The organism is Ktedonobacter sp. SOSP1-52 (genome assembly GCF_016587395.1).
The window spans coordinates 1,146,683-1,168,316 of the sequence record NZ_BNJH01000004.1; the positions used below are offsets into that span (position 1 = coordinate 1,146,683).

Sequence of the window (21,634 nt, forward strand, 5' to 3'; positions counted from 1 at the left end):
AGAGGGTAGGTAGTATGACAGCAACGATAACTGAGTGGCAGCATCGAGATATCCTCACTAATGGCATTCGGATGCATTATGTGACGCAGGGTGAGGGCTCATTGATTGTGCTCCTGCATGGTTTCCCTGAGTTCTGGTACTCCTGGCGGCACCAGATCCCTTTTCTGGCGCAACTGGGATATAAGGTGGTGGCGCCTGACCTGCGGGGCTATAACGATACAGATAAGCCACGCCGGGGCTATGAGATCGCGATTCTATTGCGTGATATTGAGGGCCTGATCAAGGGCCTGGGCTATGAGCGAGCGATTGTCGTGGGCCATGACTGGGGTGGTGTGCTGATGTGGCAGTTTGGTCTGAGGTATCCGCACATGGTTGAGTGCCTGATTGGTCTGAATGCGCCGCCGCCCTGGACCTTCGCGCGTGAGCTACGGACCTGGAAGCAGTTGCGCAAGAGCTGGTATGTCTACGCCTTTCAACTGCCCGTCCTGCCAGAGTTGGCCCTTAGTCGTGAAGGGGCCGAGCCTATTGCAAAGATGCTCTACGCCAGCGCCGTGCAGAAGTCGGCCTTTCCAGAGGATGTGTTGGAGCGGTACAAAGAGGCCATGAGCAAGCCGGGCGCGCTGACGGCGGCGATTAACTACTATCGCTCGATCTGGCGGCGCTCAAGTATCGGGGCCGTCAGTGGAAACAAGGGGCGAATCGATAAGCCCACACTGCTTATCTGGGGTGAGCAGGACGTGGCGCTGGATATCGCCATGACCTATGGCCTGGAGGAGTGGGTTCCCAACATAGAAGTGCGGCGTATCCCTGATAGCGGCCACTGGGTTCAGCAAGAGAAACCCGAACTCGTCAACGAATGGATAGCCGAATTTCTCCAAAAGGCTTCAAAGAGTGTTTAGTGATAAAAAAACAGTAGCTGCACTTCGTGCAGCTACTGTTTTTTTATCACTAAACACTCTTTGTATCACCATAGATGATGGCGCGCTTGACCTCTTCGATCAGGTCGGTAACCGGGATGCCGCGTGGGCAGGCATCGGAGCAGTTGAAGATGGTGCGGCAACGCCAGACGCCATCCTTCTTACCCAGGATATTGAGGCGCTCGGCGGCACCCTCGTCACGGCTATCGAAGATGAAGCGGTGCGCGTTGACGATGGCGGCGGGACCGACCCAGTCCTGGTTGCCCCAGATCGAGGGGCAGGAACCGGTGCAGGCGCCACAGAGGATACACTTGGTGCCCTCATCGAAGCGTGCGCGCTCCTCGGCGGATTGCAGACGCTCGGTGCCTGGCTCGTTGTCGTACGTGATCAGGTAGGGCTTGACCTGTTTGTACTTGTCGAAGAACTGGTCCATATCGACCACGAGGTCCTTAATGACCGGGTAGCCTAGCATTGGCTCGATGGTGACCTTCTTGCCTACGTCGCGCATAAGAACCTTACAGGCCAGGCGATTGCGACCATTGATGCGCATCGCATCGGAGCCACATACGCCGTGGGCGCAGGAACGGCGATAGGTCAGCGTGCCATCCATCGTCCATTTGATGTTGTTCAGGGCGTCCAGCAAGCGGTCGATGGGTTCAACCTCGACGGTAAACTCGTCCCAGTACGGCTTATTGTCGCGCTCCGGGTCGAAGCGCTTTATACGCATTAAGACTTGCATCGCGTTCTCCTCTAGTATTTGCGCTCCTTAGGCTTGAAGATGGGATCATCCACAAGCACGACGTCTTTGTAGTCCAGGCGAACGTCGTGCGCCTTCTCGCCCTTGTAGGCCAGGGTATGTTTGAGCCAGTTGGTATCATCGCGCTTGGTATAGTCGAGGCGATAGTGGGCGCCACGGCTCTCTTTACGCGCGATAGCTCCATGGATGGTCGCCTCGGCGCAGTCGAGCAAGAAGCCAAGCTCGATGGCCTCGACCAGCTCGGTATTGAAGCGCTTGCCTTTATCCTGGAGCTGAATTTTCTTGTAGGCATCTTGCAGGCCGTCCAGCGTATCCAGGGCTGAGAGCATGCCCTTCTCCTCGCGCTCGACGAAGACCTTGTCGTTCATCTCGTTCTGCAGGGTCGAGCGGATGCGGGCTGCCGACTCGCCGCCAGAGGACTTACCTTTATCCAGTAGGCGATCAAGCATATCGCGTGAATAGGCCTCGGGATTCTCTGGCAGGGGGGCGTGATCGTTCGCGGCGATGAAGCGTGCCATGTCTTTACCCGCGCGGCGACCGAAGACGATCAGGTCGACCAGCGAGTTGGTGCCCAGTCGGTTGGCGCCGTGAACGGAGACGCAGGCGACCTCGCCCGCGGCATAGAAGCCGGGCATGGGCGTCCACTGTGGATCGATGACGACGCGGCCATCCAGGTCAGTAGGGATACCACCCATGGCGTAGTGCGCGGTCGGCTGGATCGGCACAGGCTCGGTAATAGGTTCGACACCCAGGTAGTTACGGGCGAAATCTGTGATATCGGGCAACTTCTCGGCAATGGCCTTGGCGCCCAGGTGGCGTACATCGAGGTAGACATAGTCCTTGCCGTCGATGCCGCGCCCCTCGTTGACCTCCTGTACAATACAGCGCGAGACGATATCGCGTGGAGCCAGGTCCTTCAACGTAGGCATGTAGCGCTCCATGAAGTACTCGCCCTTATCGTTGAGGAGCTTACCACCCTCGCCGCGAGCCGCCTCGGAGAGGAGCACGCCAACTTTATAGATGCCTGTGGGATGGAACTGGTACATCTCCATATCTTGCAGGGGGATGCCACGGCGATAGGCGATGGACATACCGTCGCCCATGCAGGCGAAGGCATTGCTGGTCACGCGCCAGGCGCGGCCATAGCCGCCGGTCGCGAACATTACCGCCTTGGCATGGAAGGTATGGATCTCGCCTGAGCGGATCTCCATCGCCACAACACCGCAGGCGCGGCCCTCGTTGAAGATCAGGTCCAGCACCAGGAACTCGTTGAAGAAGCGCACCTGGTTCTTGATTGAACTCTGGTACATGGTTTGCAGGATCATGTGGCCGGTGCGGTCGGCGGCGTAGCATGAGCGGCGCACGGGACCCTCGCCAAAGTTGCGCGTGTGACCACCAAAGCGGCGCTGGTCGATACGGCCATCTGGCGTGCGGTTGAAGGGCAGGCCGCGATGCTCAAGCTCGTAGACGGCATCGATAGCGTCGCGGGCCAGAATCTCGGCCGCAGGCTGGTCTACCAGGTAGTCGCCACCCTTGACGGTATCGTACATGTGCCACTTCCAGTGGTCCTCTTCCTGGTTACCGAGGGCCGCGGCGACGCCACCCTGGGCGGCACCGGTATGTGAACGCGTGGGGTAGACCTTGGTGAGTACCGCTACGCTGGCGTTTGGCAATTGCATCGCAGCCATCAGACCCGCGCCACCAGCGCCGATGATGATGACATCAAATTTCTGATACATGGTGTATATATCCTCGCTTCAACTTGCTCACAACTTCTTCTCTCTACAGAGAGAGGGGAGGGTTTTTGTGGGGACACCCCACACCCCGGCAGGAGGAGTCCCTCCTGCACCACCCTTGCTCACAACTTCTCTCGGCTTAGTGCAGGCAGGCGGGTCCGAAACTGCCCGCGACGGGCTGGAAGGTGATGAGTGTGATCGTGCCCAGCATAAAGAAAGCGAGCAGGAGTACCGCGGCGATGCCTTGTAGAACCAGGCGCGTCCCCGGCGAACGCACATAATCATCTATGACCACGCGCAGGCCGTTCACACCGTGCGTCAGGCCAAGCGTCAGTAGCAACCAGTCGAAGAGACGCCAGAAGGGGTTCGCGTAGCGAGCCGCCACAAACGCGTAGGTCGTGCATGAGACGTCATTGGTCACATGCATAATAGTAAGATGGATAATGACCAGGAAAATCAGTACCACGCCCGAGATACGGAAGTAATACCAGGAAAAGGTCTCAAAGCCACCGCCAGCTGGACGAGGCCCACCATATAAACGCGACAGCATACATTCTTCTCCTTACAAGGGTTCTTTGACGTGTCACTTCTACGCGCTACTAATTTTTGACACTCAGGATGGCTTCGGGATTAAAGAACCATTTAACGAAGGCCACTGAGGGGAGTAGCGCGGGTTTCAGCACGAAGTAGGCAAACACGGCGGAGACTACTATCGTTACGCCCAGGGCCGCGTAGAACAGCGGCTTTTGAAGGCGTGCACCCTTGCGCCAGAAGTCGATCATGATAATACGTACGCCATTAAAAGCGTGATAGAAGACAGCGCCCACGACAGCCAGTGATAGGAAACGCACAATGACGTGGTCAAAGAGCAGAATGCCATCGTTATAAACTGTTGGGCCAAAGCTGAGTAGAGAAATATCCACGACGTGGATAAACAGGAAGAGCAGTAGTCCGAGTCCTGTCACGCGGTGCAACAGCCAGGACCACATGCCAGATTGACCTTTGTACATTTTTCCCTCACTTCTGGGGGCGGGAGAGGAGGGCAGGAGGCACGAGGTTAGATAGTGCTTCGCTCAGCCTCTGGCGCTTGCTCTCGCCCTTTCCGAACATCCAAGCGGGGACCGACGCATTGGAACGGCAAGAAGAGCTAGCCAATGAGCCTGCGCAGGCATCATCGACGAGGACCGAGAAGATGGGCATAAAAAATAGACCGTTTCTTACACATCACAGTCCTCTATCTACAACCAGGCACCCCGCTGTGCTTTACCAGGCCCTTGGCGAGCCAGGCAAACGTTGTATGTGTATTATACTTCACTCTTGAGGCGTGCGCAAACACTTTTTATAGTTAAATGATAGGTCAATGACTGTGGTTGTGATATGGTCCATTCTCAAGGAGAAGTAGCTATGTTATAATGCAGGAACAATCGTTCTTACTCATGTTTCGCCTCTGTTTAAAACTAAAGCTCTTGCTGTGTGCGGAAATAGATACCAGGGAAAAGTGCTATGCCTATACGTCAACTTGCGCCCGATGTGGCGGCGAAGATCGCGGCTGGCGAGGTGGTGGAGCGGCCCGCCTCGGTGGTAAAGGAACTTATTGAGAATAGTATTGACGCGGGCGCGACCCAGATTCGCGTCGATCTGATGAATGGTGGCCTGCAACTCATTCGCGTGACCGATAATGGCTGTGGCATCTCACCCGAAGAACTGCCCCTGGCCCTGGAGCGGCATGCTACCAGCAAGGTGGCATCCATCGACGACCTGGAGCAGATTCGCTCGCTGGGTTTTCGCGGTGAGGCGCTGGCGAGTATCGCCGCCGTGGCCGAGGTGACGCTGGTGAGTCGTGCGCGAGGCTCCGAGCAGGGATCACAGGTGAGCGCGCAGAGTGGGCATATCTCTGATGTCACTCCCGCCGCCTCGCCCGAGGGTACGACGATTACGGTTCGTAACCTCTTTAGCGCCGTTCCAGCGCGCCTCAAGTTTCTGAAGAGTCGTAATACTGAGATCAGCCATTGTCATCACCTGCTGGAGCAGTACGCACTGGCCTATCCTGAGATCCGCTTTACGGTTGCCAGTGAGGGGAAGCAGATCTTCTCGACTCCCGGTGATGACAAGCTCTTTAGTGTCCTGGTGCAGGTCTATGGTCTACAGATTGCCGAGCAGATGGTGGAGGTGGATGGCGATGATGAGCATGATGCCAGCGATGGCGAATATCCCATTGTTAAGGGCTTTGTGAGCCGTCCCGCCTGCTATAAGAGCACGCGCCAGCATATCTCCTTCTTCGTCAACCGGCGCTGGGTCATGAGCCGTATGCTTACTACGGCAGTGGAGGGAGCCTATCACTCGCTGCTCCTGAGCGGGCGCCATCCCCTGGCGGTCATCAATATCCAGATCGACCCCTCCTTCCTGGATGTGAATGTGCATCCCGCCAAGACCGAGATTCGCTTCTTAAAGGAGCGTCGTGTCTTCGCCGCTATCCTGCGCGCGGCCCGCAAGGCTCTTTTGCAGGAGCCGGAGATGCCTCAGTGGAAGTCGAAGTCTAGCGAGCCACGCGCGAGTAGTCAGCCAGACGCCTATGATCAGGAACCCTCATTCGAGGGCAGGCTGGATCTGGATGAGGAAGCAGTACAGATAGGCGAGCAGGAAGCAGAAGAGGCAGGTAAGCCACAGCAGCGGCAGAGCACGATCCCTGGAGATAGCCCCTGGATTACCTTTACGGAAGAAGAACATGGGACGAGGCCACCTGGACATGCACGCCTTTGGCAGAGCCACCTGGGCGTGACCGATAAGACGAAGGGTTCACGTCTCAAAGCTGTTGACACAATCGTGGAGGTCGAGCGTTCCCCTACGGGAACGCTACACGCGCAGGCCGAGCAGGTAAGCGTCACGCTTGATACTTCTCTCGATGAGGATGATCCGCTCTCCATGCTACCGCCAGCCATGCCCGTTGAGAAACGTCCAGAAGCGGGCGGAGACATCGCAGAACAAGAGCCACTGGCCTCCTTTGACGCCGTGCCGCGTGGCATTCCCACGATGGGTATTCAGTTGCCTTCTGCACAGACCGAGGAGCGTTCAAGGCTGGTTGTGAGTCCAGTCGCGCCCCAGGTGATTGCAGGAGACGCTCAAAAGGTGGAGCGGCGCCCTGAGCAGAGAGCACTGCCGGGCCATAGTATAGACCCGAACCTGCCACGCAAGTTTCCGCGCCTGCGCGTGGTGGGACAGCTCTCACAGAGCTATATTGTGACCGAGGGTCCGGATGGCATGTATCTTATTGACCAGCACGCGGCGCATGAACGGATAGTGCTTGAACGCATGGTCGCGGCCCTTAAATCGCGCGAGACCATCTCGCAGCTCCTGCTCACCCCTATGCACCTCACTCTGGCCCCTGTCGAGATCGAGGCGCTCGAAGAACATGGGGAGCAGCTACGGCGCATCGGCTTCGAGCTGGAGGGAGTTGATGGTAAGACCGTCGAGGTGCGTGCCGTCCCCACGGTCCTGGTCAAGCGCCTGGACAGTGTCTCGCTGCATGCCTTGCTGGTCGAGCTTACTGCCGAGGACCAGTTGGGGCATACTGAGACCTGGGAGGAGCGTGCACTGGCCAACGTCGCCTGCAAGGCCGCCATCAAACAGAATTACTTCCTGGCTATGAGCGAGATGCGCGAAATGCTGGAGCAGCTAGAGCAGGTCAAGGCCCCCTTTAGCTGTTGCCACGGTCGACCAACCATGGTACACTTCAGTCTCGCAGAATTAGCCCACGAATTTGAGCGCCGATAAATTGTAGGAGTAGAGCTTGCTCTGCTTCCAGCGGGTAAGGGGATGTGGTGCGCGATGTCTCCGGCATCGCGCACCACATCCCCTTACCCTGGTGAGCCACGCAGTGGCGAACAGATCACCCTTTTATAGAAGAGTAGCCGCGTACGCCAGTAGCGGGCGGCCCAGGAGATTGAGTAGGATGCTGGTAGAAGTACTCACGGCGGCTGGACGTTGGAACGTCGAACAACCGCTGTTGACCTATCGCGTACCCGAGGCCCTGGCGGACCAGCTTCGCCCTGGGCAACTGGTCGCCGTTCCGTATGGAGAGCGCCTGGACGAAGGTATTGTCTGGGATCTGCTAGAGGGAGACGAGCTACCAGAGCCTTTGCAGGAAGAGGGAATAGAGCTACGCGATCTGTACAGCATCCTGGATTCCAAGCCCGCTCTGTTGCTTCACCAGCTTGAGTTGGCGCGCTGGCTTGCAGAGTACTATGCGACACCGCTGGCACATGCCGTCTTTGGCATGCTGACGCCGGGTATGTTGCAGCGCTCACGCTTCGTCTTGAAGCTCTCTGAAGAGGCACTTAAGGACGCGGTCCAGGCCTCCTCGCAGGAGACCTCATTGAATCTGCGTGCCCTGCTCGGACTCCTGCATAATGACGGCTCCCTCGATGTTGAGCAGCTCAAGAAGATGCTCGGCAAGACGAAGGCCCAGCAACTCCTAAAAGAGATCAAGCAGAGTAAGCTGGTGGTACGCGAACCTGAGCTGGTCGAGGGAAAGGCGCGTATCAAGCTGCGCCGAAACGTGCGCCTGCTGGTACAGGGCGAGGAGCTACTGACATGGCGCGAACTGCTGGAAGAGCGTCTGCGCAAGGCTGAGAGCGAAGCGCAGGCACAGAGCGCTTCCCAGGCTACTCCTGTTAGCACATCTCGCAAGAGTATGAGTAAGACCGAAGCTCCCTTTAACCCCTGGTCAATGTCCGCCTCCGCAAGCGCCACCCCGGCCCCGCCGGTGATGAGCAAGGAGGGCGTCGTCATTCAACGCCAGCTGGCGGCCCTGGACCTCTTGCAGCAGAGTATTAACCGTGGCTCGCCCTGGACCCCCTCGGCGCTCTGTCGCGCCACAGGTCTGACACCCAGGCAACTCCAGCAGCTTGAAGATCAGCAACTTGTAGTGGTAGAGAATAAAGAGCAGCGGCGCGATCCCCTCCAGGGGCGGGCCATCCCCTCCAGCCAGCCGTTGCAGTTGACAGGCGAGCAAGAAGCGGCCCTGCGCGCCATTCTCGAAGCCATCGAGGAGGGTAAGGAGAACAGTATCCCCAGGCCTATCTTGCTGCATGGTGTCACTGGCAGTGGTAAAACCGAGGTGTATTTGCAGGCCATGGCCTCGGTTATTGCCGAGGGGAAGCGTTGTATTATTCTCGTGCCAGAGATCGCCCTGACGACCCAGGCGGTGCAGCGCGTGGCGGGCCGTTTCCCCGAGCGGGTTGCCATCATCCACAGCGAATTGAGCGTGGGAGAGCGCTATGATGAATGGAGACGTATTCGCGCCGGAGAGATCGATGTCGTCATCGGCTCACGTTCGGCGCTCTTCGCGCCCGTTCCCGACCTGGGCTTGATTATCCTCGATGAGGAGCACGAGGCGGCCTATAAACAGAGTGAGTTCAAGCCAACCTATCACGCGCGCGAGGCCGCTATCAAGCTGGGAGAGATACTCAAAGTGCCCGTGGTCCTGGGTAGTGCCACGCCCGCCGTGGAGTCGTATTATCGCGCGGAGCAGGGGCGTTACCAGTTGGTGGAGCTGAAGGGGCGTATTGGTGCCAACCTGCCGCCTGTGGAGATCGTCGATCTGCGCTCCGAGTTGCGCGCGGGACATACCAGTATCATCAGCCGGCGTCTGCTCGATGAACTAGGCAAGGTGTTGGAGCGGGGACAGCAGGCGATCTTATTTCTTAACCGGCGTGGCGCGGCGAGCTGCGTGCTTTGTCGCGATTGTGGCTTCACGGCTCTCTGCGAGCAATGCGATATCCCCCTCACCTATCACGCAACTGAGCATGTCTTGATGTGCCATTACTGTGGTGCACAGAGCAAGATCCTGCACTTCTGTCCCTCCTGCCGCAGCGCCGAGATCCGTTACTTTGGCCTGGGAACCGAGAAGGTACAGCGCACCATCCAGAAATATTTTCCCGAGGCGCGTCTGCTGCGCTGGGATCGCGATACCGCGCGCAATCGCCACGCCCATGAAGAGCTGCTCGACCGCTTCGCCAACCGCGAGGCCGATATTCTGATTGGCACGCAGATGATCGCCAAGGGCCTGGACCTGCCCGGCGTGACCCTCGTCGGCGTCGTCTCGGCGGATATCGCTCTCAACCTGCCAGACTACGCTTCGCCTGAGCGTGCCTTTATGCTGCTCACTCAGGTCGCGGGCCGCGCTGGTCGCGGCAGCGAAGCGGGCCATGTCATCGTCCAGACCTTTAACCCGGAGCACTTCAGCATTGATGCAGCCTCACGTCACGACTATAACGAGTTCTATCGTATCGAGATCGAGACGCGCCAGCGCTATGGGTATCCTCCCTTCCGCCAGTTCGTCAAATTTACCTATAGTCATAGTAACCGCCATCGCAGCCAGTTAGAAGCCATGAAGCTCTGCGAGAAATTAAAGGGTTGGATACAGCGTCTTAACCTGCCCGAAACTGATATCGTGGGACCCGTTCCCGCACTTATGGAGCGCATTCGTAATAAATACCGCTGGCAGATGATTGTGCGTGGCCCCGACCTCTCGCGCCTGCTCCGCGTCGTCGACGCTCCCGACTGGGAGATTGATATTGATCCCATCAGCACACTTTAGAAGTAAGGGGTTTGTGTGGTGGGAAGCAAGATTGCCGATAGATTCATAAAAGTAAATTTAAATTTGTTTTGGAGGGGACATGGGGATTGTATTGGGGTTGTTGGCGGCACTCTTCTGGGGTGGCGCTGATTTTTTTGTGCGCTTCGCCTCGAAGCGCATGGGATCGTATCGGACGCTGTTATTTATGCAGTTCTTTGGCCTGCTGGGTCTGGGCATCTTTCTGCTGGCAAGTGGGCAATTACAGGCCGTACTGGCGCGGAGCGCGTGGGAGATCTGGCTCTGGGCGTTGCTAGCGGCTAGCTTGAACACCTTAAGCTCACTGGCGCTCTACCGAGCCTTTGAGATTGGGGTCGTGATGATCGCCTCGCCTATCTCGGCCTGTTATAGCGCGGTCACGGCCTTGCTGGCCTTTGCCTCTGGCGAGCGTATCGGGCTGGTGCCACTGCTAGGAATGGGCGTGGTCCTGTTGGGGGTGACGGTCGTGGCGACTCCCCTGAGCGCGCAGGAACCGGAGGAGCGGGCGGCTCTGGCGCTCAAGCCACGAGGAAAGCTGCCTCCAGGTGTGCTCCTGGCGATCCTGGCATCGATAGGCTATGGCATTGCCTTCTGGATGCTTGGCTTTAAGGTGACTCCGGCGCTGGGGCCTGTGGTGCCAATCTGGATTTTTCGCCTGTTCACACCCGTGGTATTGACGCTGTGCGCACCAATTAGTCGACAGCGATTGACCTGGCCACGCGGCTCGGTCTGGTGGCTTTTGGCCGCCATAGGGATACTCGATACCATTGCCTACTTTGCCTATACCTATGGCGTAACGCTAAGTCAGGTCTCGCTGGTGAGCGTGCTCTCCTCGCTCTATAGCGCGGTCACGGTCCTGCTAGCCTGGATCTTTATTCGTGAGCGGCTTCAATGGAGCCAGTGGCTGGGCATTGGAGCCATCTTAGCGGGTATCGCCCTGGTAAATTTGTAGAGGCGGACACATACAACTTGCACGAAGCCATGGGCGTGATAAAAGTGTGTTGGTTGCACCTGGAGGAACGAGGTTTTATACTGAGGGGTACGGTTGTCGAATATACTCATGGAAGAGAGGACGCGATGATAGACACTCAGGCTATACCGCCGGCGTTGCTGATGCAGATTGAGGAGGCGACACGCGCAACTGACTTTACCATGCAGTCTGATACCCTAACGGGATCGCTGTTAAGGACACTTGCGGGGAGTAAGCCAGAAGGAAACTTTCTTGAACTGGGAACCGGTACAGGTATGGGAACCGCCTGGTTGCTAGATGGCATGGATACTGCATCGCGCCTGATAACTGTGGACAAGAATGAGCGCTACAATGCGATTGCGCGGCGCTTCTTGAGCGGGGATGCACGCGCCACTTTTCACACAGGCGATGGTGTGGCGTTTATTCGCTCCCAGCAAGCAGGTACCTTTGATCTTATTTTCGCGGATATGCCGCCAGGGAAATTTGAGCTTCTGGATGAGACCCTGGCCCTGCTCAGGCCAGGTGGACTCTATATCATCGATGATCTGGCGCCCCTGGAGAGTTGGGAGCCAGCCCATGCGCCAAGAGTCACGGCCCTGATAGCGACTCTGGAGCAGCACTCGGATCTGCGAATATGTAAGCTGAACTGGTCAACCGGGCTGCTCATCGCGACCAGGATCGCTTAGAAGCATTTAAAGAACATGGAGGACGTAGCTATGCCAGAGCAATTCTCCCTCTTTGGGGGGAGTGACCTCTCCGAGAAGGATACGCGCCCGAAGGCGAGTGGGCCAAAGGCCGTGCCAGCGCAGAGCGAGGAGGGGACGCGAGTAATTGGGGAACCCCTGGCCTCGCGGATGCGTCCTCGCACCCTGGACGAGATAGTCGGCCAGGAGCACCTGCTGGGACCTGGAAAACTCCTGCGGCGCACGATTGAGTCCGGGCGGGTTACCTCAATGCTGTTCTGGGGACCTCCGGGCAGCGGCAAGACCACGCTCTCCGAGGCCATTGCGCGCCATGCCGATGCGCGCTTTGTGACTTTGAGCGCCACCTCGGCGGGTGTGGCGGATCTGCGGCGCGTGGTCGACGAGGCCGCCAAACTGCGCCAGTTCTCGCAGCGGCGCACGATCCTCTTCATTGACGAAATTCACCGCTTTAACAAGGCCCAGCAGGATGCCGTGTTGCCACACGTCGAGCGTGGCACTGTGACCCTGATCGGTGCTACAACCGAGAACCCCAGCTTCGAGGTGAATGGCGCGCTCCTCTCGCGCTGTCGCGTCTTTGTGCTCAAGGCCCTGGATGAAGCGCAGATAGTGCGCATCCTCCAGCGCGCATTGGAGGATAGCGAGCGTGGCCTGGGACAGTATCAGATTACCAGCGACGAGGAGGCCTTGCAGGCCATCGCCATCTTTGCCAGTGGAGACGCGCGCACAGCGTTGAACGTCCTGGAACTGGCGGCGCAAGGGGTCATGAGCGGTGGAGGGACAGATGAGCGCCACATTACCCTCGCGCTGGTCGAGGAGGTCATGCAGCATCGCGCCCTGCTCTATGATAAGAATGGCGATCAGCACTATGATATGATCTCGGCCCTGCATAAGTCTGTACGCGGTTCCGATCCCGATGGAAGCCTCTACTGGCTGGTGCGCATGCTTGAAGCGGGCGAGGACCCGCTCTACATTGCGCGGCGTGTTGTGCGTATGGCGGCTGAGGATATTGGCCTGGCGGACCCGCAGGCGCTCTCGATCTGCGTCGCGGCCCAGCAGGCCACGCATTTTGTTGGTATGCCGGAGGCAGGCGTGATCCTGGCAGAGGCTGTGGCTTATCTGGCGGCAGCACCCAAGAGCAATGCCGTCTACAACGCATATAGCCAGATTCGCACCGAGATCATGAATGGCCCCAATGATCCTGTGCCGCTGTGGATTCGCAACGCTCCCACTCAGTTGATGAAGAACCTGGACTACGGCAAGGATTATAAATACGCGCATGACTTCTACAAGGATATGCAGAGCGACGATCCCGAGCGCCCGCCCGCGACCAAACTCCAGGAATACCTCCCCGAGCGCCTTGCGGGCCAGCGCTTCTATGAACCGGGTACGCAAGGAAAAGAGGCCAGCATCCAGCGCTGGCTGGCGAAGCGTCAAGCCGAACAAGATACAAAGGAGTGATCTCCATGACAGAAGCTAAAGCCCTGGCGTCCTTCTTCAAACGGAACCAGTATCTCATCACTATGCAGGCTAAGGATGTAACGACCGAGGAGAGCCTGTCGCTGCCCCCTGCAGGTGGTAATTGCATGAACTGGGTTATCGGACATATCGTCGTCCACCGCGATATTGCGCTCAGGTCATTGGGAGAGACACCGGTCCTGGACGAGCGCGAGACTGAAATATATAAACGGGAGTCCGAGCCTCTGACCAATCCAGAGCAAGCCCTGCCTCTGACGACATTGGTCGAGCGCCTGGAAAGCTCTTACCAGCGCTTACGAGACGCGCTCATGCGCAGCACGCCCGAAACCCTTGCCCATCAGCCCGATCCAGCCGACAAGCGCACGGTAGGCGAGGGCCTGCGGCTCTTGCAGTGGCATGAGACCTATCATGCTGGGCAACTGGAGCTGCTCCGCCACATGGCAGGTAAGCACGAGAAGCTGATTTAGAGGCATAGATGGGAAGGGGTTGTGGGTGTTCACCTACAACCCCTTCCCATCTATTATTTGTAAGCTCAAGATCCCTGACGTTCAACTCTAACAATGCGTAATAAGGATATTGTCCGCCTGCTTTATATTTGCTAGCTCTTTGCCTTGAGTAAGCTTAAGCGAAATCTTGATCTGACCTACAGGATTCAGGAAGCTACTATCCTGCGGAGCCTTCGGTATATCTACCATGATCAGCCTTTGGGCTCCAGACAGAAGAGCTGGAATCACGACATTAAGCTTAACTTGAGGAACAATGGTCGAGCTGGTCTTGAATTCTACCTGCATAGTTGTAGGTCCAATATATTGGCCGGTATTCTCGACTGTGATAAACAAAATACCCACCCCATTGCCATGTAGCATTCCGCTATCAGTCTCTTTGTGACACGCCAGGGGAACTACGTGGGAGGAAACGTGGGCTACTGGAATGTTGGAGCCTCTTACAACGAGCAAAACAATAGTGAGTAAAACAGAGAGTACTACCGCTATTACATGTATTTTATACTTGGAAGCGTTTTTTGTGAGCTTTGACTGGTGTATCAGTATCCCATTATGAGCCATTCGCACAGACTTGCTTTCATTATTCCCAGCCCCAGAGATGAAGCGTAGCTTTCCTGCCCACAAAAGCAGAAAAGGAGCAAGGAATGTTCCCCCTATTATCAGGAACAACAGAGGGTTAAGCAACGTATAGATGCGTGCGTAATCTATGCTTCTATAAGCTGCCAGCGTCGTAACTATTATGCCATAAAGCACCAACAACACAACTGCCCCCAGCTTCTGTACCATCTCATGCTGGCGCATTTTTCTGCTACACATGAGAAGAATCCAGATGAGAGCACATAAAGGGAAAAGGATGTTGTAGTAATAAAAGGCGTGGAACTCATCCTGTAACCACTTCAGGGGCGTGCCAAAGGGACCATCAGGCTGCACTGTTGACTGTAGATGAAAATCGGTTAGCGATGAGAAAAAGATTGGTGTAGACTTTAGTACGAATTCAATAGAGTGGTGAAGGATAATTCCTTTCGCGAATTCACCTGATCGGGCTGCATAATCGCGGGCTAATACTGGTTGCTGAGATAGAATGATATATGGATCAGTTATGCCTCTCTTCGTATAGGTATCCAGGATGTGGCTAATTTTTGCATCTTGTGGGGAAGCCTCACCTTCCATCCGATATTGCAAGACTTTTCCCAGCAGATTGATGTTCTGAATCCAGGTTACGCCGTTAAAATTATTCTGCATTGTATTCAATAGTGTGTAGCCACTGAGAAAACCATAGAGAAGAAGCGTTGCAAGCAAGATAGGTACAATGAAGTGCCTCTGCAATCCTCGCCAATATATTACCAACAATAGGTACGCAAATAAAAACGGGGGCAAATATATCCACTCGGGCCGTGTGAAAAAGAGGAGAAGGGCGCAGAGTATCACCAGACAAAAAAAGCGTAGACGTAATGTGTGTAAGAAGAGCGTTACAGCCAGGGCCAGTGTAATGAGCAGCCAGAGAGCCATTCCTTCCGACATGATGGGCTTGACGTTGGATAAAATCACTATGTCTGCCCCAACAAACAGGCTAAGCAAAAAGGCGATCCAGGAGCGACGTAGAATCAATGCACCCAGGATATATAGTTCCAGCGTACTAAAAATAAAAAGCATTCCTTGTGCTATGCTTACTGCTCCCAGATTACCCTGCCCAGCTAGTGTATAGATACAGTAAATCAGAAAAGGATAACCTGGTACGCGCCAGAAATTAACTATTTGCCCGTGATGCTGTATCTGGTTGACGACATAAAGGTAACTCCAACTATCTGCCAGTGGTTCAGGTTGAGGATGGTTTAGATAATAAGCGATAACCACTACAGAGGTCCATACAAGCAAGATCATCGCCAGGGGGAAATACTTATCAGCCTGCCAATCTCTTTGTATCATCGTACAGAGGGTTTGAGGTAGAGATAATAGCCGTTTGAACAACCAGGAATTCCTGGCCCACAGAAATGATGCCCATCTTTCTCGCCTCTCTATCCGGCTTTCCATGCATAATATTCTTTCTCTGTAAAAATCTCCTCAAATTAGGAGAGTTATTTATCAGGTATAGTACTCTTACTATAACTATGAGAAGGAAAATATCACACTATGCTTCCTTTTCATTACATGAATATTATACTTTTGCTGCTGAATTTATTACTTGTGCAAGAAAGACAGAAAGGCTCCTGGGAAGAAGTTATGGAGATCAGCCAAAGTTTCTAACAGCTATAAGGGAAGCACATTTTGGGCATTCGCCGTGCCCAAAATGTGCTTCCCTTATTTATGTGTTGAAGTGATGTGACTTCTAGCGATAGATGAAGTAGCCCGCGATACCTGTCAGGAGCAGGATGATAAACAGGTTGACACGCTTGGTTGCCCCAAGCAGAGCGGCCACGCCCGCGATACACCAACCCCGCCAGTCGACGCCTGGCTGCTTGATGATTGACCAGACGACGGTGAGCAGGATACCAACCACGGCGAGCGAGATCCCGCGCATAAAGCCGGGAACCCAGCGCTGGCGTTGGATGCGCGCATAGCCCGCGGAGACCAGCAGGACGGGCAGTGCCGCCAGAGTGATCGCGACCAGGGCCATAAGTGCGCCTGCGATGCCGTAGGTCAGATAGCCCAGGCTGATGACCCAGAGACCATTGGGACCTGGACTTAGCTGGCCGATAGTGACCGACTCGCCAAAGAAACCCTCCTTTGCCCAGCCGTGAGCCAGCAGATCCTGGCGTAAGCTTGGTAGATTACTCAGGCCACCAGTCGAGAAGAGCGAAGCCTTCAGAAAGATCAGGAAGTAGATGATGGGATCGATCATGGCTTATTTCTCCTCCCCTTCCTCGTGGCTGGCCTCAATGGCCTGTTGTGCTGTCGCCGGGTTGCCTTTGGCGCGCCAGGGCGTAAAGAAAAGCATAGAGAGCAATGCCGTACACAGCAGTACTGGAATGACCGAGATCTCCAGCAGAATAATTGTAGCGGCACAGGCCAGGACTAGGATAGTGCTTATGATCAAGGTTTTTGATCCCTCGGCTTGTGCCTGCTTGAAGAGCGGCTGGGCGAAGCGTAGCCCGACCAGCAGCATCAGTCCCGCCGTCGCGGGAACCACGCCTCGCATCACCGCCTGAACGACGGCATTTCCCTGGATAAGCGTGAAGACGGCCGTCAGCAGGCAGGTGACGGCCGCGCTTGGCACGAGCATGCCCACCAGCGCGACTAGAATACCGCGTATCCCACCAAGCTTGCGCCCGATGAGAATAGTGAGCGCGACCAGGTTAATCCCTGGCGTAAAAATACATAAATTCCAGTAATGCATGTACTCTTCGATGGTGAGATAATGATATTTATCGATGAAGATGTTTTGAATAAGATAGCTTGTAGAGGAGCCACCACCGAAGGATTGCAGGCCGATCAGGGTCCAGAGGCGCAGGAGTTTCCAGGTAGAGGGGCGCAGAGAGGGTGGAAGGGTTGTGGCGAAAGGTAGTGCCTGGGTTTGCATGTTAGGACTTCCTTACCGTGAGATGAAAACCGACGAGGGAGACGAAGAGGGGCCAACGCTACTAAAGTACGCATCTACATATGCTTGTCTTATGTAGATGCGTACTTCAGTAGCGTCGTGCCACTATCGCTCGTTGAGTGGCTTGAAGGTCAGGTCGGTTGGTCCGGTATACTCGGCCTCGGGTCGGATCAGGCGGTTATTGCCAGCCTGCTCAAGGACGTGAGCGGTCCAGCCACCCACGCGGCTCACCGCGAAGGTAGGCGTGAAGAGGTCGCCGCTGAGGCCAACAGAGGCCATCAGGGCCGCCGAATAGTACTCGACATTGGTATAGAGGCGGCGTCCCGGCTTGAGTTCTTCCAGAATGGAGATTGCCAGTTCCTCAACGCGACGCGTGAAGACGAAACCCTGAGGATCGGCAACACGAGCCATCTCACGTAGCTCTTCTGCGCGTGGATCGGTGGTTTTGTACACGCGGTGCCCAAAGCCCATCAGCTTCTTGCCAGTCGTGATTGCGTCGCGAATCCAGCTATCGGCATTCTCAGGAGTGCCGATCTCATGCAGCATATCCTGCACCTTAGAAGGTGCGCCACCATGCAGGGGACCCTTGAGGGCGCCAATCGCGGCGACGATAGAGGAGGCGATGTCGGACTCGGTGCTGGCAACGATACGCGCCGTAAAGGTTGAGGCGTTCATACCGTGGTCGGCCAGGAGCACAAGATAGGCATTCAGGCCCCGGACGTGCTCTTCAGAGGGTACCTCGCCCGTCAACAGATAGAGATAATTCTCGGCATGCCCCAGTTCGGGTTTTGACTCCAGAGGCTCCTGACCATGGCGCAGGCGGTTGAATGCCGCCAGGAAGAGCGGGAAGCGTGCCGTCAGGGCGATGGCCTGATCCACCGTGGGCTGGCCTTTGATGGCAACCGCGCCCCAGGCGGAGACGGCGGTACGCAGAGCGTCCATAGGCTCGGTGCTTGTGGGTAAAGCACGCAGCGTCACCATCACATTCTCGGGGATGGTACGCTCAGCGGCGAAACGCTGCTGAAGGTTGGTCAGTTCTTGCTGGCTTGGTAGGTGTCCAAACCAGAGCAGGTGCACGACCTCCTCAAAAATAGTTGTACGTGCCAGGTCATGTATATTATAGCCGCGATAGATCAAGCGGCCAGTATTGCCTTCAACCTTGCTTATGGCCGTCGTTGCGGCAACAATACCCTCCAGGCCGCCCTTATTCTTGGGCGCGGAGGCTGTGGTAGCATTTGTAGCCTGGTTAGGACCAGAAATCGGCATTGACATACTGCATATGCTCCTTTGCTGAGTATGTGTAAATGGTTTAGCTCTTTTGTATGTTGTATCATTTACTATGATGAATGTCAATGAAATTGGATTACTTATGTTATGCTTTGATGTAACTCGATAATAGTCGATTTATGTTGATTGTATTGGCTGAGGCAGGTGCAAAACAAATTTTTAGGAAGCTATAGTAGTGTAGTGTAAGTAGATTGACAAAATGTGGAACGATCTTTATCATTGGGAAAAAAGGCGTAGAACGGCCAGATTTTCTGTATGGAAGGAGGGTGTAACTTGATAGAACTGAATGGGGAGAATTACCTGGATGGCAAAGAGGCTTCCCATTTTCTCGGCGTGAAATTATCGACCTTGTATACTTATGTTAGCCGCGGGCTTTTGCGCAGTTACCGGCAGGGGATCAAGCGACAGCGGCTCTATAGGCAAGCAGAATTGGAGGCACTGTTGCAGCTTCGTCCGAGCAATGAGGATGTGGCCGAAGACGCGCTGACACCCTTCAATGAGCGGCCCGGGAGTGGCGATGATCTGCCACATGCTGAAGATTGGGTTCCTAACGTATAGATCGATAGGCGTAAAAAAAGAGAGTCCTGTGACTCTCTTTTTTTACGCCTAACTGCATGAATGTTAGAGGTGCAGGCTGGGAACGGCTGGCAGGGGGCGTGGAGCCCCTGGCTCCACTGGCTCTTGTTCTCCGGCTGTGTTAGATGGGGTAAAGGGTGCGATCAATTCCTGCCAGCGCTCTTCTCCGCCTATGTGGTAGACATTGATGCCGCCCACGCGTGCTGGTGGTGGATTGTCATTGACGAAAAGCACGCTGATGGCGTGTCCACGCCGCCTCATTTGCGCCAGGCGATCTATTATACGGTCGCCCAGGTTGCTGGTAATGAGAATGATCGTCGAACCATTGGGGAGACGATTGCTCTCGGCTTGCAGTACCTCGTCAATGCTGGCCCCAAAGTAGCCCTGGATACGTGCCAGGGTCTCCATAATGTGCTTGCGCTGCTCTTCGTTACTTGAGGCTGGGAGACGAATACGCCTGCGATTGAGCTGCTGAGCTACTTCGGCCTCCAGGTTGAGCGCCGGTTGCTCCTGTTGACCCGTGGAAGATGAACTTGTGTCGGCTCGCTTCTCATCAGGGATATACATCATCGTGTTCGCGTATAGCCCAACTCCATAGCCATTGTCCAGGCCCCAGGAGGCGATTGACGCCGCCAGGCTGATAGAAAGCTCCTGGAGTTCGGGATGGATAGAGTAGTACACGTCTGGCCGTGTATCGATGTTGAGGAAGACCTCAAGTGTATAGGTCGTCGTGGCGTCGTAGATCTTGCTCTGCATCTGCATACTACGGGCTGTGGCCTTCCAATGCACGCGGCGCATGCTATCCCCATAGCGGTATTCGCGTACGCCAATGATGCGTGAGGGATCTTCAAGCAGGCGACGAGGCGCACGCTGATCGCCAAAGGGATGGCGCGCGGGAAGATTAAAGCTCTCCAGGGGCGCGACGAGGGGATAGACCATGACATGTTGTAGGTTATCAAGCTCCTGGTCCTGGGCAATGAAGCCAAAGGCATCACCACTATGGAGTCTCGTGGGGCCAAAGGTATGCACGCCACGCTGGATGCAGCGCAGAGTGTAGTTCCTCGTTACACGCTCATACCAGCGTGGGCTGAAGAGGCATTCTAGCAGGGCGTTATTACTCAGGATTGCGCTACGCAGCTCTTGCTCGCGCAGTGGTAGAGAGCGTGGCAGGGTATCCTCTACCTCCAGCCAGGGTAGGGGGAGGATCTTGGCGTTCTCCACCGTCACCGACATCGTGACATCCTCGCCAAAGAGCGCGCGTTGCTGGCTAAACTTCCGCTGGTAACGGAGATCAACCAGGCAGTAGTGCGACCAGATATCCGTTGTGATAATGATCAGCAGCAGCAATATTCCCACAACCACCAGCAATGGCTGCCGGGCGATGATGCCGAGCAAAACTAACACGCCACAGAGGGTGTACCAGATGCCATCGGTAATGCCTTTGCCGCGAATAAAGGCGCGGCCTTGTGGTGAATTGTGCATTATGACTCTACCGGAACCGCGACATTGTGTAAGATCTCTTCTACAATCTGTTCCATGAGCTGTCCATGCAGGCGCGACTGGCTGGTCGCAATCATGCGGTGAGACAGGACCGGAACCGCTACCTGTTTGACGTCATCGGGAATGACATAATGGCGCCCCTGAATGGCGGCATAGGCCTGGCTCGCTCGGTAGAGCGCCAGCGTCCCACGGGGACTTACGCCCAGTTCAATATTATTATGGGTGCGCGTCGCCGATACAATCTCGACGATGTAGCTCTCCACACTTGGTTCGACATGGATGAGGCGAATGATCTGCTGGAGCTTGAGCAGCCATTCTGTGCTCAGTACTGGCTTGAGTTCCTCCAGGGGCTGGGCCTCCTTGAAGCGCTGGAGAATCTGGCGCTCCTCCTCTTTGCTTGGATAATGTAGGCGCAGGCGTAGCAGGAAGCGGTCGAGTTGGGCCTCGGGTAGGGGGAATGTTCCCTCAAGCTCAACCGGATTCTGGGTCGCGACAACCATAAAGGGGCGCGGCAGGCGTATGGTCTCGCGCTCAACGCTCACCTGGCGCTCTTCCATTGCCTCCAACAGCGCGGACTGCGTACGCGGTGTCGCGCGGTTAATCTCATCCGCAAGCACGATTTGAGAGAGCAGGGGGCCGGGTCGAAACTCGAACTCGCCCTTTTTTTGATTATAGTAGGTAATGCCAGTAACATCAGAGGGCAGCAGGTCTGGCGTAAACTGAATACGCTGGAAGCTGCAACCGAGGGAGCGGGCGAGGGATTTCGCCAGCGTTGTTTTGCCGATGCCTGGAACATCCTCAAAGAGGACATGACCTTCGCAGAGCAAGGCGACCATCAGAAGCTCAACGACTTCTTCCTTGCCGACAATAACTTTGCCTACGCTCTGGCGAACAACACGCACGGCCTCTTGAAGTTGTCTAATCTCATCAATTTGCGTCATAGGTCCCCTTATACATGTTTCTGAATATGTTGATGGTGAAAAATACTTGAGATAGAAGTATATGGCCTCTCACTTGTTTTAAGCTGCGTTCTTGACTGTTCTTGACATTATACGCCCAA

At 55.6% G+C, this 21,634-nt stretch carries 18 protein-coding genes; 8 read left to right on the forward strand and 10 right to left on the reverse strand.

Annotation, left to right across the window (positions count from 1 at the left end; all coding sequences use genetic code 11):
* Nucleotides 1-14 precede the first annotated feature (14 nt).
* The gene (locus tag JMJ16_RS40130; RefSeq protein WP_201390618.1) at nucleotides 15-899 is read left to right on the forward strand and encodes an alpha/beta fold hydrolase; all 885 of its coding nucleotides are present in this window, start codon (nucleotides 15-17) and stop codon (nucleotides 897-899) included.
* 49 nt (nucleotides 900-948) lie between these two features.
* On the opposite strand, the gene JMJ16_RS40135 is transcribed toward JMJ16_RS40130, so the two are convergent.
* From JMJ16_RS40135 to sdhC, 4 genes are all read right to left on the reverse strand, one after another.
* A complete protein-coding gene (locus JMJ16_RS40135) occupies nucleotides 949-1,656 on the reverse strand; it encodes a succinate dehydrogenase iron-sulfur subunit (protein ID WP_201369908.1) in 708 nt (235 codons plus the stop codon).
* Between the two features lie 11 nt (nucleotides 1,657-1,667).
* Nucleotides 1,668-3,413, reverse strand: a complete 1,746-nt coding sequence (gene sdhA / locus JMJ16_RS40140) for a succinate dehydrogenase flavoprotein subunit (protein WP_201390620.1) — start codon at nucleotides 3,411-3,413, stop codon at nucleotides 1,668-1,670.
* Nucleotides 3,414-3,549: 136 nt separating this feature from the next.
* Nucleotides 3,550-3,960 carry a succinate dehydrogenase, hydrophobic membrane anchor protein gene (gene sdhD, locus JMJ16_RS40145; RefSeq protein ID WP_201390622.1) on the reverse strand — a complete coding sequence of 137 codons (411 nt, stop codon included), beginning with the start codon at nucleotides 3,958-3,960 and terminating at the stop codon, nucleotides 3,550-3,552.
* Between the two features lie 49 nt (nucleotides 3,961-4,009).
* Nucleotides 4,010-4,420, reverse strand: a complete 411-nt coding sequence (gene sdhC, locus JMJ16_RS40150; protein WP_201382281.1) for a succinate dehydrogenase, cytochrome b556 subunit — start codon at nucleotides 4,418-4,420, stop codon at nucleotides 4,010-4,012.
* A gap of 493 nt (nucleotides 4,421-4,913) precedes the next feature.
* Between sdhC and mutL the strand changes: the two genes are divergently transcribed.
* The 6 genes from mutL to JMJ16_RS40180 all read left to right on the forward strand — a co-directional run bounded on the left by mutL (nucleotide 4,914) and on the right by JMJ16_RS40180 (nucleotide 13,640).
* Nucleotides 4,914-7,181 (forward strand): DNA mismatch repair endonuclease MutL, encoded by a 2,268-nt coding sequence (gene mutL / locus JMJ16_RS40155; RefSeq protein ID WP_201390624.1) that lies wholly within the window; start codon nucleotides 4,914-4,916, stop codon nucleotides 7,179-7,181.
* Nucleotides 7,182-7,359: 178 nt separating this feature from the next.
* Nucleotides 7,360-10,008, forward strand: coding sequence for a primosomal protein N' (priA, locus tag JMJ16_RS40160; protein ID WP_201390626.1), 2,649 nt, complete (start codon nucleotides 7,360-7,362; stop codon nucleotides 10,006-10,008).
* Nucleotides 10,009-10,087: 79 nt separating this feature from the next.
* Nucleotides 10,088-10,975 carry a DMT family transporter gene (locus tag JMJ16_RS40165; protein ID WP_201390628.1) on the forward strand — a complete coding sequence of 296 codons (888 nt, stop codon included), beginning with the start codon at nucleotides 10,088-10,090 and terminating at the stop codon, nucleotides 10,973-10,975.
* Nucleotides 10,976-11,100: 125 nt separating this feature from the next.
* Entirely contained in the window at nucleotides 11,101-11,679 is a 579-nt protein-coding gene (locus JMJ16_RS40170) for an O-methyltransferase (RefSeq protein ID WP_236601907.1), read from the forward strand.
* A 30-nt stretch (nucleotides 11,680-11,709) separates the two neighbouring features.
* On the forward strand, nucleotides 11,710-13,155 hold the full coding sequence (locus JMJ16_RS40175) for a replication-associated recombination protein A (protein ID WP_201390630.1): 1,446 nt from the start codon (nucleotides 11,710-11,712) through the stop codon (nucleotides 13,153-13,155).
* A gap of 5 nt (nucleotides 13,156-13,160) precedes the next feature.
* Nucleotides 13,161-13,640, forward strand: a complete 480-nt coding sequence (locus JMJ16_RS40180; RefSeq protein WP_201390632.1) for a DinB family protein — start codon at nucleotides 13,161-13,163, stop codon at nucleotides 13,638-13,640.
* 87 nt (nucleotides 13,641-13,727) lie between these two features.
* On the opposite strand, the gene JMJ16_RS40185 is transcribed toward JMJ16_RS40180, so the two are convergent.
* The 4 genes from JMJ16_RS40185 to JMJ16_RS40200 all read right to left on the reverse strand — a co-directional run bounded on the left by JMJ16_RS40185 (nucleotide 13,728) and on the right by JMJ16_RS40200 (nucleotide 18,483).
* Nucleotides 13,728-15,644, reverse strand: coding sequence for a hypothetical protein (locus tag JMJ16_RS40185; RefSeq protein ID WP_201390634.1), 1,917 nt, complete (start codon nucleotides 15,642-15,644; stop codon nucleotides 13,728-13,730).
* 358 nt (nucleotides 15,645-16,002) lie between these two features.
* Complete coding sequence (locus JMJ16_RS40190) at nucleotides 16,003-16,515, reverse strand: chromate transporter (protein WP_201390636.1); 513 nt, start codon at nucleotides 16,513-16,515, stop codon at nucleotides 16,003-16,005.
* A gap of 3 nt (nucleotides 16,516-16,518) precedes the next feature.
* Nucleotides 16,519-17,193 carry a chromate transporter gene (locus JMJ16_RS40195; RefSeq protein ID WP_201390638.1) on the reverse strand — a complete coding sequence of 225 codons (675 nt, stop codon included), beginning with the start codon at nucleotides 17,191-17,193 and terminating at the stop codon, nucleotides 16,519-16,521.
* A 123-nt stretch (nucleotides 17,194-17,316) separates the two neighbouring features.
* Nucleotides 17,317-18,483: a citrate synthase gene (locus tag JMJ16_RS40200; protein ID WP_201390639.1), complete on the reverse strand. Its 1,167-nt coding sequence runs from the start codon at nucleotides 18,481-18,483 to the stop codon at nucleotides 17,317-17,319.
* Between the two features lie 288 nt (nucleotides 18,484-18,771).
* Here JMJ16_RS40200 and JMJ16_RS40205 point away from each other — a divergent pair, with 288 nt between their 5' ends.
* Nucleotides 18,772-19,056 (forward strand): helix-turn-helix domain-containing protein, encoded by a 285-nt coding sequence (locus JMJ16_RS40205; protein ID WP_201369894.1) that lies wholly within the window; start codon nucleotides 18,772-18,774, stop codon nucleotides 19,054-19,056.
* 63 nt (nucleotides 19,057-19,119) lie between these two features.
* Here the strand turns inward: JMJ16_RS40205 and JMJ16_RS40210 are convergent, their stop codons facing one another.
* Together JMJ16_RS40210 and JMJ16_RS40215 are read right to left on the reverse strand one after the other, a co-directional pair.
* Entirely contained in the window at nucleotides 19,120-20,556 is a 1,437-nt protein-coding gene (locus tag JMJ16_RS40210; protein WP_201390641.1) for a DUF58 domain-containing protein, read from the reverse strand.
* On the reverse strand, nucleotides 20,556-21,515 hold the full coding sequence (locus JMJ16_RS40215) for a MoxR family ATPase (protein WP_201390643.1): 960 nt from the start codon (nucleotides 21,513-21,515) through the stop codon (nucleotides 20,556-20,558). Before JMJ16_RS40215 ends, JMJ16_RS40210 begins: the two co-directional genes overlap by 1 nt.
* Between the last annotated feature and the right edge of the window lie 119 nt (nucleotides 21,516-21,634).

What these genes read in the sequence shown, in the direction of transcription:
- JMJ16_RS40165 (WP_201390628.1), top strand. Translation starts at nt 10,088, where the DNA reads ATGGGGATTGTATTGGGGTTGTTGGCGGCACTCTTCTGGGGTGGCGCT.
- mutL (WP_201390624.1), top strand. Translation starts at nt 4,914, where the DNA reads ATGCCTATACGTCAACTTGCGCCCGATGTGGCGGCGAAGATCGCGGCT.
- JMJ16_RS40190 (WP_201390636.1), bottom strand. Translation starts at nt 16,515, where the DNA reads ATGATCGATCCCATCATCTACTTCCTGATCTTTCTGAAGGCTTCGCTC.
- sdhD (WP_201390622.1), bottom strand. Translation starts at nt 3,960, where the DNA reads ATGCTGTCGCGTTTATATGGTGGGCCTCGTCCAGCTGGCGGTGGCTTT.
- priA (WP_201390626.1), top strand. Translation starts at nt 7,360, where the DNA reads ATGCTGGTAGAAGTACTCACGGCGGCTGGACGTTGGAACGTCGAACAA.
- sdhC (WP_201382281.1), bottom strand. Translation starts at nt 4,420, where the DNA reads ATGTACAAAGGTCAATCTGGCATGTGGTCCTGGCTGTTGCACCGCGTG.
- JMJ16_RS40200 (WP_201390639.1), bottom strand. Translation starts at nt 18,483, where the DNA reads ATGTCAATGCCGATTTCTGGTCCTAACCAGGCTACAAATGCTACCACA.
- JMJ16_RS40215 (WP_201390643.1), bottom strand. Translation starts at nt 21,515, where the DNA reads ATGACGCAAATTGATGAGATTAGACAACTTCAAGAGGCCGTGCGTGTT.
- sdhA (WP_201390620.1), bottom strand. Translation starts at nt 3,413, where the DNA reads ATGTATCAGAAATTTGATGTCATCATCATCGGCGCTGGTGGCGCGGGT.
- JMJ16_RS40135 (WP_201369908.1), bottom strand. Translation starts at nt 1,656, where the DNA reads ATGCAAGTCTTAATGCGTATAAAGCGCTTCGACCCGGAGCGCGACAAT.
- JMJ16_RS40180 (WP_201390632.1), top strand. Translation starts at nt 13,161, where the DNA reads ATGACAGAAGCTAAAGCCCTGGCGTCCTTCTTCAAACGGAACCAGTAT.
- JMJ16_RS40170 (WP_236601907.1), top strand. Translation starts at nt 11,101, where the DNA reads ATGATAGACACTCAGGCTATACCGCCGGCGTTGCTGATGCAGATTGAG.
- JMJ16_RS40195 (WP_201390638.1), bottom strand. Translation starts at nt 17,193, where the DNA reads ATGCAAACCCAGGCACTACCTTTCGCCACAACCCTTCCACCCTCTCTG.
- JMJ16_RS40175 (WP_201390630.1), top strand. Translation starts at nt 11,710, where the DNA reads ATGCCAGAGCAATTCTCCCTCTTTGGGGGGAGTGACCTCTCCGAGAAG.
- JMJ16_RS40130 (WP_201390618.1), top strand. Translation starts at nt 15, where the DNA reads ATGACAGCAACGATAACTGAGTGGCAGCATCGAGATATCCTCACTAAT.
- JMJ16_RS40210 (WP_201390641.1), bottom strand. Translation starts at nt 20,556, where the DNA reads ATGCACAATTCACCACAAGGCCGCGCCTTTATTCGCGGCAAAGGCATT.